Origin of the sequence: Xanthomonas sp. MLO165, assembly GCF_018831305.1 — a bacterium.
Classification (GTDB): Bacteria; Pseudomonadota; Gammaproteobacteria; order Xanthomonadales; family Xanthomonadaceae; genus Xanthomonas; species Xanthomonas arboricola.
Genome location: NZ_CP029263.1, coordinates 2805603 through 2819021 on the forward strand (window position 1 = coordinate 2805603; position 13419 = coordinate 2819021).

The following is a 13419-nucleotide window of genomic DNA, read 5'->3' on the forward strand; positions in this document are numbered from 1 at the left end:
GGACCCGCACGGCGCGATCCGCGACAACCGCCATGCCGTCGTAGGAGCGCACCTGGGCGCGATAGGCCTCACCGGTAACGCCCGTCGCGCCCGGGTGCGCTCCTACGGAGTGGCGGGGATTGGTGACATGGCGTGCTTCGACAGGACCCGCACAGCGCGATCCGCGACAACCGCCATGCCGTCGTAGGAGCGCACCTGGGCGCGATAGGCCTCACCGGTAACGCCCGTCGCGCCCGGGTGCGCTCCTACGACGGCGGCGGCTAGGTGCGCGGGCGTGTGCCGGTGGAGCCGCGGACCACGCAGCGTCCGGTCATCACCATGCGGCGGATCGGCAGCTGCGGATTGCTCAAACGCTCGAGCAGCAGCGACATCGCCGCGCGGCCCATGTCTTCTACCGGTTGCTCGACCACGGTGATGCCCGGCTCGACCAGGTCGGTCCAGCGCTCGTTGTCGAAGCCGGCCAGCGCCAGGTCGTCGGGGATGCGCAGACCGGCGGTACGGGCAGCCTTGAGCGCGCCCATCAACAACAGGCTGTTACTGGTCACGATGGCGTCGGGGCGGTCAGCGCCGGCCAGCCATTGGCCGACTTCGGCGATCGCCGCTTCGGCGGTGGGCGCCACTTCGCGGTAAGCCGGCGTCAGCCCCGGCACCGCCATTGCGGCCAGATAGCCGTTGCGGCGTTCGGTCGCGGTAGTACTAGTACCGAACAGCCCGCCGATGCGCCGATACCCCTGCGCCTGCAGATGCGCGACCAGCTCGCCCATGGCCGCAGCGTTATCCAGCACCACGCTGTCGTAGCGGCTGCCGGGCCCGGCACGGTCCACCAGCACGGTCGGGTAGTCCAGCACCAGCTCGTGCATGCGCCCGACCGTGCTGCGGGTCGGCGCGAAGATCAGCCCGGTGATGCGTTCTTCCTGCATCAATTGCAGGTACAGCGCCTCGCGCTCGGGGTCTTCGTCGGTATTGCACAGGGTCACGCGCATGCCGGCGCGGTAGGCCACCTCCTCCACCGCACGGATCAGCGCGGTGAAGTACGGGTTGCGGATGTCGGCGACGATCACCCCCAGGATGCCGGACTGCTGGGACCGCAGGCGACGCGCCATCAGGTTGGGCCGGTAGCCGGTCTGGCGCACCGCCGCCTCGACCTTGGCCCGCACCTCCTCGCTGACCGGGCCGGTGCCCAGCGCGCGCGAGACCGTCGATTTGGAAACCCCGGCCACCCGGGCCACGTCATTGATGCTGATACTCACTGGGACCGTTCCCGCTCCATTTGCGCACCTGGGGCCAGGCGCCGTCTCTGATTCGATGCTAACCCGAAAGCACTACGACGTTTTTGTGCAGCGCACATTGACCTGGAACATGGGAACGTTCCCACTATACTGCCCAGCCCGTCCCCACCCCCGGAGTCCGTCTTGTCCTCTCCGTCGCCAGCCGCCCCCGTCACCCCCGAACTTGTGCGCCTGCGGGCGCATGCCCGCGACAAGGACGACGCCATCGCGCAGGCCGCCCAGTTGCTGGTCGCCGCCGGCTGCGTGGCGCCGGGCTACGACGCCAGCATGCGGCGCCGCGAAGGGCTGGCGAACACCTTCCTCGGCCACGGCCTGGCGATCCCGCACGGCGTCGGCGAAGACCGCCACCTGGTCCGCCGCGACGGCATCGCGGTGCTGCAGTTGCCCGAGGGCGTGGAATGGAACCCGGGCCAGACCACCCGGCTGGTGGTCGGCATCGCCGCCCAGTCCGACACCCACATCACCTTGCTGCGCCGGCTGACCCGCCTGATCCAGGACCCGGCCCAGCTGGAAGCGCTGTTCACCACCGACGACCCCGGCGTGATCGTGGCGGCCTTGACCGGCGACCGCGCACCCGACAGCAGCGCCGCGCCGGCCACCGATCTGGCCGAATCCTTCGAGTGGACCATCGCCTACCCCAGCGGCCTGCACGCCCGCCCGGCCACGCGCTGGGCCGAGACCGCGCGCGGTTTCTCGGCGCGCGCCCAGGTGCGCGCCGGCGACCAGGCCGCCGATGCCAAGAGCCTGGTCGGCCTGCTGCAGCTGGGCCTGCGTGCCGGCGACAGCATCACCGTCTCGGCCGAAGGCACTGATGCGGGTGCGCTGCTCAAGCGCCTGCGCGCAGTGATGGACAGCCTGACCGCGCAGGAAAAGGCCGATGCCGAGCGTGCCGCGCAACGCCGCGCCGCCCCGGTGGCCGGCTGGACGCCGCCACAGGCGCAACCGGCCATCGTCGGCATCGGCGCCAGCCCGGGCGTGGCGATCGGCATCGTGCACCGGCTGCGCGCGGCGCAGACCGAGGTGGCCGATCAACCGGTCGGCCTGGGCGATGGCGGCGCGCTGCTGCACGACGCGCTGACCCGCACCCGCCAGCAGCTGGCGGCGATCCAGGACGACACCCAGCGCCGGCTCGGCGCCTCGGACGCGGCGATCTTCAAGGCCCAGGCCGAGCTGCTCAACGACACCGACCTGATCACCCGCACCTGCCAGCTGATGGTCGAAGGCCACGGCGTGGCGTGGTCGTGGCATCAGGCGGTGGAACAGATCGCCTCGGGACTGGCCGCACTCGGCAACCCGGTGCTGGCCGGCCGCGCGGCCGACCTGCGCGACGTCGGCCGCCGCGTGCTGGCCCAGCTCGACCCGGCTGCCGCCGGCGCCGGCCTGACCGACCTGCCGGAGCAGCCTTGCATCCTGCTGGCCGGTGATCTGTCACCGTCGGACACCGCCAACCTGGACACCGCACGCGTGCTCGGCCTGGCCACCGCGCAAGGCGGGCCGACCTCACATACCGCGATCCTGTCGCGCACGCTCGGCCTGCCGGCGCTGGTCGCGGCCGGCGGCCAACTCATGGATATCGAAGACGGCATCACCGCCATCATCGACGGCAGCAGTGGGCGGCTGTACATCAACCCGTCCGAGCTGGACCTGGATGCGGCGCGCACGCATATCGCCGAGCAGCAGGCGATCCGCGAGCGCGAAGCCGCGCAGCGCGCCTTGCCAGCCGAAACCAGCGACGGCCACCACATCGACATCGGCGCCAACGTCAACCTGCCCGACCAGGTTGCAATGGCGCTGACCCAGGGCGCCGAAGGCGTCGGCCTGATGCGGACCGAATTCCTGTTCCTGGAAAGCGGCAGCACGCCCAGCGAGGACGAGCAGCACGCGACCTACCTAGCGATGGCGCAGGCGCTGGATGGCCGCCCGCTGATCGTGCGCGCGCTGGACATCGGCGGCGACAAGCAGGTCGCGCATCTGGAGCTGCCGCACGAGGAAAACCCGTTCCTGGGCGTCCGCGGCGCACGCCTGCTGCTGCGTCGCCCGGACCTACTCGAACCGCAGCTGCGTGCGCTGTACCGCGCCGCCAAGGACGGGGCGCGGCTGTCGATCATGTTCCCGATGATCACCTCGGTGCCGGAGCTGATCACCCTGCGCGCCATCTGCGCGCGCATCCGCGCCGAACTCGACGCGCCCGAGGTGCCGATCGGCATCATGATCGAGGTGCCCGCCGCCGCCGCGCAGGCCGACGTGCTGGCGCGCCATGCGGACTTCTTCTCGATCGGCACCAACGACCTGACCCAGTACGTGCTGGCGATCGACCGCCAGAACCCGGAGCTGGCCGCCGAAGCCGACAGCCTGCACCCGGCGGTGCTGCGCATGATCCGCAGCACGATCGAAGGTGCGCGCAAACACGACCGCTGGGTCGGCGTGTGCGGTGGCCTGGCCGGCGATCCGTTCGGCGCCAGCCTGCTGGCCGGACTGGGCGTGCAGGAACTGTCGATGACGCCCAACGACATTCCGGCGGTCAAGGCACGCCTGCGCGGCACCGCGCTGAGCACGCTGCAGCAGCTCGCCGAGCAAGCGCTGAACTGCGAAACCGCTGAACAGGTGCGCGCACTGGAAGCGCAGCGCGAGGGCCAGGCATGAACCTGCACGCCATCACGGTGACGCTGAACCCGGCGATCGACCAGACCATCCAGCTCGACAGCCTGCAGCCGGGCGCGGTGCATCGCGCCAGCAGCGTGCGCAACGATGCCGGCGGCAAGGGCATCAACGTGGCCGCCTGTCTGGCCGACTGGGGCAGCCAGGTCGCCGCGCTCGGCGTGCTCGGGGTCGGCAATGCCGGCGTGTTCGAGGCGCTGTTCCGCGAGCGCGGCATTGCCGATCACTGCCAGCGCGTGGCCGGCGAGACCCGCACCAACCTCAAGCTGGTCGAAGCGCGCAGCAACGACACCACCGACATCAACCTGCCCGGGCTGCGCCTGGGCCAGCCGCACCTGCAGGGCGTGGCCGATCACCTCGCCCCGCTGCTGCGCCCCGGCCTGCCGGTGGTGCTGTCGGGCAGCCTGCCGGCCGGCCTGCCGGACGACAGCTGGGCGCAGTTGCAGGCCCAGGCCAGCGCCGCCGGTGCGCGCGTGCTGCTGGACACCAGCGGCGCGCCGCTGGTGGCCGCGCTTGGTGCCGAACGCCAGGCGCTGCCGTACGCGGTCAAGCCGAACCGCCACGAGCTGGAAGCCTGGACCGGTCGCCCGCTGAGCGACCGTGCCGCCCTCAGCGCCGCCGCGCACGAACTGATCGCGCGCGGCATCCAGCTGGTGGTCATTTCGATGGGGACCGAAGGCGCGCTGTTCGTGCAGCGCGACCAGCGCCTGATCGCGCGTCCGCCGCGCCTGGCGCAGGGCAGCAGCGTGGGCGCCGGTGACGCGATGGTGGCCGGCCTGGCCGCCGCGCTGCTCGGCGAGTCCACCGATCTGGAAAGTTGCGCACGGCTGGCGACCGCGTTCTCGGTCAGCCGGCTGGAAAGCGGCGATGCGCGCCGGCTGAACCCGCAGCAGGTACGCAAGCTCGCTGGCGAGATCGTCATCGACCCGCTCTCGTAGCACCACCGCCGGCGCGAACGCTGGCAGCGCCAGCGCAGCGCGCCGGTGTTATGCGCAAGACACCACGTATCCCGCCGGCGCTTGCCGGCGACCGAACAACGCAGGAGATTTGCATGTCCTCTTCCATCGTGGTCATCGCCGCTGGCGACCGCAGCACCGAAGCCGTCCTGGCGGCCGAAGCGCTGCGCCGCGCGGCCACCGCCGCCGGGCGCAGCGTGACGATCGAAATCCGCAGCGACCAGGGCGTGCTCGGCGCATTGCCGGGCGAACTGGCCAGCGCCGCCAGCCAGGTGCTGGTAATCGGCGACGCCGATGCCGACACCGCCCGCTTCGGCGACGCGCAACTGCTGCGCCTGAGCCTGGGCGCGGTACTGGACGACCCGGCCGCCGCAGTGAACCAGCTCGCCGCACCGGCTGCCGCCAATGCATCGGCTGCCGCAGGCAGCGCGGGCAGCAAGCGCATCGTTGCGATCACCTCCTGCCCCACCGGCATCGCGCACACCTTCATGGCCGCCGAAGGCCTGCAGCAGGCCGCCAAGAAACTCGGCTACCAGATCCGCGTGGAAACCCAGGGCTCGGTCGGCGCGCAGGACGCCCTGACCGACGCGGAAATCCGCGACGCCGACCTGGTGCTGATCGCCGCCGATCGCGAAGTCGACCTGGCCCGTTTCGGCGGCAAGCGCCTGTTCAAGAGCGGTACCAAGCCGGCGATCAACGATGGCCCGGCCTTGATCCAGAAAGCGCTGGCCGAAGCCGGCGTGCACGGCGGCTCGGCGCCGGTCGCAGGCGGCGCCAAGGCCGAAAACACCGGCAACGGCCGCACCGGCGCCTACAAGCACCTGATGACCGGCGTGTCGTTCATGCTGCCCTTCGTCACCGCTGGCGGCCTGTTGATCGCGCTGGCATTCGCGCTCGGCGGCATCTATGCCGGCGACGATGCGCACCAGGGCACGCTGGCCTGGTCGCTGTTCCAGATCGGCGCCAAGGCCGGCTTCACCCTGATGGTGCCCGCGCTGGCCGGCTATATCGCCTACTCCATCGCCGACCGCCCCGGCATCGCGCCCGGCATGATCGGCGGCCTGGTCGCGGCCAACCTCAATGCTGGTTTCCTCGGCGGCATCATTGCCGGCTTCATCGCCGGCTACGGCGTGGCCGCGCTCAACCGCTACATCCGCCTGCCGCGCAACCTGGAAGGGCTCAAGCCGGTGCTGATCCTGCCGGTGCTGGGCACCCTGCTGGTCGGCCTGGCGATGATGTACGTGTTCGGTCAGCCGGTGGCCGACCTGCTGGCCTGGCTCACCGCCTGGCTGCGCGGCATGCAGGGCAGCAGCGCGTTGCTGCTGGGCCTGTTGCTCGGCGGCATGATGGCCTTCGACATGGGCGGGCCGGTCAACAAGGCCGCCTATGCGTTCTCCACCGGCCTGATCGCCAGCCAGGTCTACACCCCGATGGCCGCCGCCATGGTCGCCGGCATGACCCCGCCGCTGGGCATCGCGCTGGCCACCTGGGTGTTCCGCAACCGCTTCACCGTGGAAGAGCGCGGCTCGGCCACGGCCGCCGGCGTGCTCGGGCTGGCCTTCGTCACCGAAGGCGCCATCCCGTATGCCGCGCGCGACCCGCTGCGCACCATCCCGGCGCTGGTGATCGGCTCGGCCGTGGCCGGCGCGATCTCGATGACCGCTGGTGCCGAGTTGAAGGCACCGCACGGCGGCATCTTCGTGCTGCTGATCCCCAACGCAGTGACCCACCTGCTCAATTACGTGCTGGCCCTGGTGGTCGGCGTGGTGGTCACTGCGGTGGCGCTGCGCCTGCTCAAGAAGCCGGTGGCCGACGTGGTCGCCTGACCTTCGGCCACCCCGCCACTGGCGCTTGCCGCCCGCGCATGCGCCACGCCTGATTGCCGCCCCGCTCCACCCCTGACTGGTTTCACCGCTGCGCTGCGCACCCTCGTGCGCGGCCAGCGGCTTGCCCATCCCCTAGCTGTCGCGTTCGCCACCCGGCCACGCCTTCCTTCGTTCGGAGTCCTGCCATGACCGTCCTCGCCCCCCGCCATGCCCGTCCCCGCCTGCTGTGCCTGTCGCTGGCACTGGCGCTGACCCCGCTCGCCCACGCGCAGGATGCCGCCGATGCCTTCAAGCTCAAGCTGGGTTACACCGGCGAAGCCGCCTCGATGATCGATGGCGGCCGCAAGAACGGCGACGCCTATGCCGGCCAGCTGATGGTCGGTACCGACGTCGACATGGACCGCCTGTTCGGCTGGGGCGGCGCCACCGTCAAGCTGTACGTCACCAACCGCCACGGCACCAACCTGGCCAACAGCAGCATCGGCAACAGCACCTCGGTGCAGGAGATCTACGGCGGCCAGGGCACGCGGCTGGCCAACTTCACCCTGCTGCAGAAACTGTTCGACGACCGCCTGGAACTGGAGGCCGGCCGCAGCGTGGCCAACATCCACTTCCTGGGCTCGGACCTGTGCCAGTACTTCCAGGGCAATTCGGCCTGCGGCAATCCCACCTTCGTGTTCCGCACCAGCAACTTCACCTACTGGCCGGTGTCCAGCTGGGCCGCGCATGCCACCGCCTGGGTCACACCCAAGGTCTATGTGCACGTGGGCGCCTACGAGGTGAACCCGGTGCAGGCCCAGGATGGCCAGCACGGCCTGAAGTGGAGCACCGACGACACCACCGGCGTGGTGGTGCCTTACGCGGTCGGCTACAAGAACAAGGGCGGCGACGGCAGCATGGCCGCGATGTACGAACTGGGCGGCTGGCAGGACAACTCCGACTACACCGACCCGCTGCGCGACCGCAACGGCAACCCGGCCGTGCTCAGCGGCCTGGGCTACGAGAACAAGCAGGGCCGCTCGGGCATGTTCGCCCGCTTCGAACAACAGGTCACCAACCCGGATCCGTCCGGCAGCCGCGGCCTGACCGTGTTCGGCGCCATCCTCAAGAGCACCGGCGGCCAGGCGATCGAGGACCACTTCGTGCAGCTCGGCCTGGTGCAGAAAGGCACCTTCGCCAGCCGCCCGCAGGACAACATTGCGTTTGTGATCACCCAGCAGAAGTACAGCGACGAGGCGATCGAAAACCTGCGCCTGGCGCGCGCCTCGGCCGGCGGCACCGGCACCCCGGCCGACAACCAGATCATGATGGAGCTGAGCTACGGCATCCAGGTCACCAAGCGCCTGCGCATCGCGCCGAACCTGCATTACGTGATCAACCCCGACCAGTTCAACGAACCGACCCGCACCAACGATCTGAAGAACGCGCTGATTGCAGGCATGCGGATCGACTGGAATCTATAAGTCCGCGAGGATCGGTGCGTGCGTTGCAGGACGTTGCAGCGCACTCACCTAGCTCGGTAGGAGCGCGCCTGAGCGCGATGAGGCATTCCCGATAAAGCCCGGTCGCGCTCTGGCGCGCTCCTACGACGCATTGCGTTGCACGGCTGAGCTGGGTCCGGCGGATTTTAGCCAGCCCGCTCGCTTGGCCCGGTAGGAGCGCACCCGGGCGCGATGAGGCATTCCCGATAAAGCCCGGTCGCGCTCAGGCGCGCTCCTACGACGCATTGCACTGCATGGCTGACCTGGTTTCGGCGGGTTTAGCCAGCGCACTTCGCCTTGCTCCGTAGGAGCGCACCTGGGCGCGATGAGGCGTTACCGATAAAGCCTCGTCGCGCTCAGGCGCGCTGCTACGACGCGTTGCGCTGACCTGCTCGATGCGCCAAAACGAAAAAACCGCGCAGCGCGCGGTTTTCTCGTAATCGAAGATCGATGACCAATCAGGGACGGCGCGCCAGCGCCTCGACGTCCTTGGCCTTGGGCAGCAGATCCTGCTTGGTGACGGCAAACGGCCCGATGCTCAGCATTGGTACTGCGACGATCACCGAGGAGATCACCACGATTACCGCGCCGATCATGTGTGTCTCGGCCAGGCCTTCCATCGACTCGCCGCCGTAGATGTACAACGCCAGCGCCGACAGGAAGAACATCACCGCGGTGATCACCGTGCGCGACAGCGTCTGGTTGATCGAGCGGTTCAGCACTTCCAGCGGCTCCACCCGCAACGCGCGGAAGTTTTCGCGCACGCGGTCGAACACCACGATGATGTCGTTGATCGCAAAGCCCATCACCGACAACAGGCCGGCCAGCACGGTCAGGTCGAACTCGCGGCCGGTCAGCGACACGAAGGCCACGGTGACCAGCAGGTCGAACAGAGCGGTCAGGCTGGCGACCACGGCGAACTTCCACTCGAAGCGGAAGGCGATGTAGATCAGAAAGCCCACCAGCATGAACACCGTGGCATACACACCGTTCAAGGCCAGGTCCTTGCCGACCTGCGGGCCGACGAACTCGCCCGGCTGCACGGTGGCGGGATTCTGCGCGGTGCTGACCGCCTTGCGCACTTCTTCGGCGACGGTGGTTGCGGCATCGTCGCGGTTGTTGTGCTGCTCGCGCGCCTGCAGGCGGATCATCACTTCGTTGCCGCCGCGCGCGTTCTGCACCTGGGCGTTCTCGAAGCCGGCCTTGGCCAGTTGCTCACGCACCTGGTCCACGTCCACGGTCTTCTGGAACGAGGTCTGCACCAGCGTGCCGCCGGTGAATTCCAGTGCGTAGTTGAAGCCCTTGCCGACGATAACGCCGACCGAGGCCACCGCGATCACCAGCATCAGGATCAGCACCGGCTTGCGCAGGCGCATGAAGTCGATCTTGGTGTCGTTGGGAATGAGATGGAGCGGGAACAATTTCATGGAAAAGATCTTCCGTTTAGACGTTACGCACCGTCAGGATGCGCAACGCTTGCGAAGGGATTCATCCCCCGCCCCCAGCAGCGCACTGCAGGGACAAGGCCGGACTCGCATCTCAGATGGCGACGGTCTTCAGCTTCTTGCGGCGGCCGTAGATCAGCACCGCCAGCGCACGCGACACGGTGATCGCAGTGAACATCGAGGCGAAGATACCGATCATCATGGTCAGCGCGAAGCCCTTCAGCGGGCCGGTGCCGAACGCGTATAAGGCCACCGCCACGATCAGACCGGTGAGGTTGGCGTCCAGGATGGTGCCGCCGGCCTTTTCATAACCGGCGGCAATCGCCGATTTGGCCGGCACGCCCAGTCGCAGCTCCTCGCGGATACGCTCGTTGATCAGCACGTTGGCGTCCACCGACAGGCCCACCGACAACGCCAGGCCGGCAAACCCGGGCAGCGTCATGGTGGCACCGAACAGCGACATCACCGCTACCACGATCAGCAGGTTGAACAGCAGCGCCACCGAGGTGATCGCGCCGAACACGCGGTAGTAGACGGTGAAGAACACCAGCGTGAACAGGAACGAGTAGATCACCGCAGTGACGCCGCGCTCCACGTTCTCCGCGCCCAGGCTCGGGCCGATCACGTATTCCTCGACGAAATCCATCGGTGCCGCCAGCGAACCGGATTTGAGCAGCTTGGCCAGGTTCTCGGCCTCCACCTTCTCCAGGCCGGTGGTCTGGAAGTTCTTGCCGAACACGCCGGCGATGCGGGTCGGCGACAGCGCCTCTTCCTTGACCCGCACGCTGCGCACTTCCTTGCCGTCGACCATGCTGACGGTGGGAATGCGCTCGATGTAGACCACCGACATCAGCTTGCCGACGTTGGCGCTGGTGTAGTCGAGCATGCGCTGGCCGGCGACGTTGTTGAGCGTCACCGCCACCGCCGGCATGCCGTTCTGGTCGGTGCTGACGCTGGCACTGACCATCTGGTCGCCGGTCACCAGCGCGCGCTTGTTGAGCAGCACCGGCGCGCCGGTATCGCGCACGCGGTAGACCTTGGCTTCGGGCGGGATGCTGCCGCTGCGCACGGCGTCTTCGGCATTGCCTTCGACCACCGCACGGAATTCCAGCGAGGCGGTGGCGCCGATCAGGCGCTTGGCCTCGGCGGTGTCCTGCAGGCCGGGCAGTTCGACCACGATGCGGTCCTCGCCCTGGCGCTGGATGGTCGGTTCGGACACGCCTAGCGCGTTGACGCGGTTACGCAAGGTGGTGAGGTTCTGCTCGATCGCGCCGCTGGCGATCTGCTTGAGTTCGGCCTCCGGCACCTTGACCGAGATGTTCTGGCCGCTGACGTCGTAGGTCAGGGTCGGCTGCGACTTGGCCAGCGCGGTGCGCGCGGCGTCGACGCTGGCGCCCTCGCTCAGGCTGACCTGGATGCTGTTGTCGCCGCGGCGCTCGACCGAGCGATAGGCGATACGGCCGTCACGCAGCGTGGTGCGGATGTCTTCGGCAAAGCCGTCCAGGCGCTTTTCCAGCGCGGCCTTCTGGTCCACCTGCATGGCGAAGTGCACGCCGCCGACCAGGTCCAGGCCCAGCACCATCGGCCGGCCGCCCAGCTTGGCCAGCCAGTCCGGCACGGTCGAGGCCAGATTCAGCGCCACCGTGTAGTTCTCGCCCAGTTGCTGGCGCAGCACGTCGTTGGCGCGGGTCTGTGCCTGCAGGTTGGGCAGGCGCACCATCAGGCTGTCGCCTTCCCGGGTGACGGCCTTCGGCGTGATGCCGGCGGCCTTGAGGTCGGCGTCGATGCGGCTGCGCAAGGCGTCGTCGAGCTGGGCACCGCGGCTGGCGGTGATCTGCACGGACGGGTCCTTCTGGTAGATGTTGGGCAACGCGTACAACGCGCTGACCGCCAGCACCAGCAGGATCAGAAAATACTTCCAGCGAGGAAATTCAAGCATTGCGACAGTCCCGCGCGACACCATCCCGGCGACGCGCCTAGCAGTGAGAACGACTTCAGGCGGCCAACACAACGTCGCCAGCGGTCGTCAGGTGGATGCGGCGGTGCCGCGGAGCAGCGCGCTCAGCGCCGGTTCGCGGCACCGACTGCGCCCACCTGACAGTGGACGCAGCGGGTTGGTTGCCGCTTAGTTGGCAGACTTCAGCGTGCCCTTGGGCAGCACGTGGCCCACGGCACTCTTCTGCACGCGGATGCGCACGTTGTCGGCCACTTCCACGGTGATGAAGTTGTCGCCGATATCGGTGATCACGCCCGCCACGCCGCCGGAGGTGATGACCTCGTCGCCGCGCGCCAGCTTGTCCAGCAGCGACTTGTGCTCCTTCTGGCGCTTCATCTGCGGGCGAATCATCAGGAAGTACATGACCGCGATCAGGATGATCGGCAGCGCGAAGGTGGACAGGCCGCCCATCGGGCCGGGCGCCGGCGCGCCGCCAGTGGCCTGCGCCTGGGCGACGGGGATCAGGAAATCGAGCAGATTCATTCAGTGCATCCTAGTTTGGGTGCCAGCGCGCCAACCGGCCGCTCGCTATTCAGGTACCGCCGGAGCGGAACAGCCGGGAATTATGCCATGCGGGTTCCAAACCGTCCGCGCAAGGGCGCGGACGGCCGGTCTCAGCTGGTTTCCCCCGGCAACGGCGGCGTGATGGCGCCGCGTGCCGCATAGAAGGACCGCCGGAACTCGGCAAAGGTTCCCGAGGCGATCGCCGCACGCAGGTCGGCCATCAACTTCTCGTAGTACCAGAGGTTGTGCAGGGTGCCCAGCATCGGCGCCAGCATCTCGTTGCAGCGGTCCAGATGGCGCAGGTAGGAGCGCGTGTAGCCGCTGCTGCAGGCATGGCAGCCGCAGCCCGGCTCGATGGTGTCCAGGTCGCGCTCGTACTTGGCGTTGCGGATGCGCACGGTGCCGAAGGAGGTGAAGTAATGCCCATTACGCGCATTGCGGGTGGGCATCACGCAGTCGAACATGTCCACGCCCCGTGCCACGCCTTCGACCAGGTCCTCCGGCCGGCCCACGCCCATCAGATAGCGCGGGCGCTCGGCCGGCAGGCGCGGATGCAGGTGTTCCAGCATCGCGTTGCGCTCATGCTCCGGCTCGCCCACCGCCAGCCCGCCGATGGCGTAGCCGTCGAACCCGATGCCCTGCAGCCCGTCCAGCGAGCGGCTGCGCAGGTCCGGATGCACCCCACCCTGCACGATGCCGAACAGCGCCGCGTCGTTGCCCAGCCCGTCATGCGCCTGCCGCGAGCGCTGCGCCCAGCGCAGGCTCAGCTCCATCGAGCGCCGCGCTACCTCTTCGGTGGCCGGGTACGGCGTGCATTCGTCGAAGATCATCACGATGTCTGAATCGAGCACCTTCTGGATCTGCATGCTCTCTTCCGGGCCCAGGAACACCCGCGCGCCATCGGTGGGCGAGGCGAAGGTCACGCCCTGCTCGGTGATCTTGCGGCGATGCGCCAGCGAAAACACCTGGAACCCGCCCGAATCGGTGAGGATCGGCCCGTCCCAGCGCGCAAACCCGTGCAAGCCGCCGTGATCGCCGATCACATCCAGGCCCGGGCGCAGATACAGGTGGAAGGTATTGCCCAGGATGATCTCCGCACCCAGCGCGCGGATCTGCTCGGGCAGGATGCCCTTGACCGAGCCATAGGTACCCACCGGCATGAACGCCGGCGTCTCGACGGTGCCACGCGGAAAGGTCAGACGCCCACGCCGGGCATGGCCGTCGGTGGCTTGGAGCTGGAACTGGAGTCGGGACATTGAAAGGC

Annotated in this window: 9 protein-coding genes; 4 read left to right on the top strand and 5 right to left on the bottom strand. The window is 68.6% G+C overall.

What is annotated here, in order from left to right; genetic code table 11:
* Window positions 1-260 precede the first annotated feature (260 nt).
* Window positions 261-1250 carry a LacI family DNA-binding transcriptional regulator gene (locus DGN21_RS11815; protein WP_126966035.1) on the bottom strand — a complete coding sequence of 330 codons (990 nt, stop codon included), beginning with the start codon at window positions 1248-1250 and terminating at the stop codon, window positions 261-263.
* Between the two features lie 162 nt (window positions 1251-1412).
* Here DGN21_RS11815 and ptsP point away from each other — a divergent pair, with 162 nt between their 5' ends.
* From ptsP to DGN21_RS11835, 4 genes are all read left to right on the top strand, one after another.
* On the top strand, window positions 1413-3932 hold the full coding sequence (ptsP, locus tag DGN21_RS11820) for a phosphoenolpyruvate--protein phosphotransferase (protein ID WP_126966034.1): 2520 nt from the start codon (window positions 1413-1415) through the stop codon (window positions 3930-3932).
* Complete coding sequence (gene pfkB / locus DGN21_RS11825) at window positions 3929-4885, top strand: 1-phosphofructokinase (RefSeq protein WP_126966033.1); 957 nt, start codon at window positions 3929-3931, stop codon at window positions 4883-4885. Before ptsP ends, pfkB begins: the two co-directional genes overlap by 4 nt.
* Before the next feature lie 113 nt (window positions 4886-4998).
* Window positions 4999-6729, top strand: coding sequence for a fructose-specific PTS transporter subunit EIIC (locus DGN21_RS11830; RefSeq protein ID WP_126966032.1), 1731 nt, complete (start codon window positions 4999-5001; stop codon window positions 6727-6729).
* A gap of 185 nt (window positions 6730-6914) precedes the next feature.
* Window positions 6915-8192, top strand: a complete 1278-nt coding sequence (locus DGN21_RS11835) for a carbohydrate porin (protein ID WP_164738898.1) — start codon at window positions 6915-6917, stop codon at window positions 8190-8192.
* Window positions 8193-8668: 476 nt separating this feature from the next.
* On the opposite strand, the gene secF is transcribed toward DGN21_RS11835, so the two are convergent.
* The 4 genes from secF to tgt form a co-directional block, all read right to left on the bottom strand.
* On the bottom strand, window positions 8669-9637 hold the full coding sequence (gene secF, locus DGN21_RS11840; protein ID WP_016903296.1) for a protein translocase subunit SecF: 969 nt from the start codon (window positions 9635-9637) through the stop codon (window positions 8669-8671).
* A gap of 112 nt (window positions 9638-9749) precedes the next feature.
* Window positions 9750-11594: a protein translocase subunit SecD gene (gene secD / locus DGN21_RS11845; protein WP_039516458.1), complete on the bottom strand. Its 1845-nt coding sequence runs from the start codon at window positions 11592-11594 to the stop codon at window positions 9750-9752.
* Window positions 11595-11780: 186 nt separating this feature from the next.
* Window positions 11781-12134 carry a preprotein translocase subunit YajC gene (gene yajC / locus DGN21_RS11850; RefSeq protein WP_016903294.1) on the bottom strand — a complete coding sequence of 118 codons (354 nt, stop codon included), beginning with the start codon at window positions 12132-12134 and terminating at the stop codon, window positions 11781-11783.
* 131 nt (window positions 12135-12265) lie between these two features.
* Window positions 12266-13411: a tRNA guanosine(34) transglycosylase Tgt gene (gene tgt / locus DGN21_RS11855; RefSeq protein ID WP_102254349.1), complete on the bottom strand. Its 1146-nt coding sequence runs from the start codon at window positions 13409-13411 to the stop codon at window positions 12266-12268.
* Window positions 13412-13419: the final 8 nt, after the last annotated feature.

Coding starts and splice junctions, on each gene's coding strand:
- pfkB (WP_126966033.1), top strand. CDS start 3,929: ATGAACCTGCACGCCATCACGGTGACGCTGAACCCGGCGATCGACCAG.
- DGN21_RS11830 (WP_126966032.1), top strand. CDS start 4,999: ATGTCCTCTTCCATCGTGGTCATCGCCGCTGGCGACCGCAGCACCGAA.
- DGN21_RS11835 (WP_164738898.1), top strand. CDS start 6,915: ATGACCGTCCTCGCCCCCCGCCATGCCCGTCCCCGCCTGCTGTGCCTG.
- secF (WP_016903296.1), bottom strand. CDS start 9,637: ATGAAATTGTTCCCGCTCCATCTCATTCCCAACGACACCAAGATCGAC.
- secD (WP_039516458.1), bottom strand. CDS start 11,594: ATGCTTGAATTTCCTCGCTGGAAGTATTTTCTGATCCTGCTGGTGCTG.
- yajC (WP_016903294.1), bottom strand. CDS start 12,134: ATGAATCTGCTCGATTTCCTGATCCCCGTCGCCCAGGCGCAGGCCACT.
- tgt (WP_102254349.1), bottom strand. CDS start 13,411: ATGTCCCGACTCCAGTTCCAGCTCCAAGCCACCGACGGCCATGCCCGG.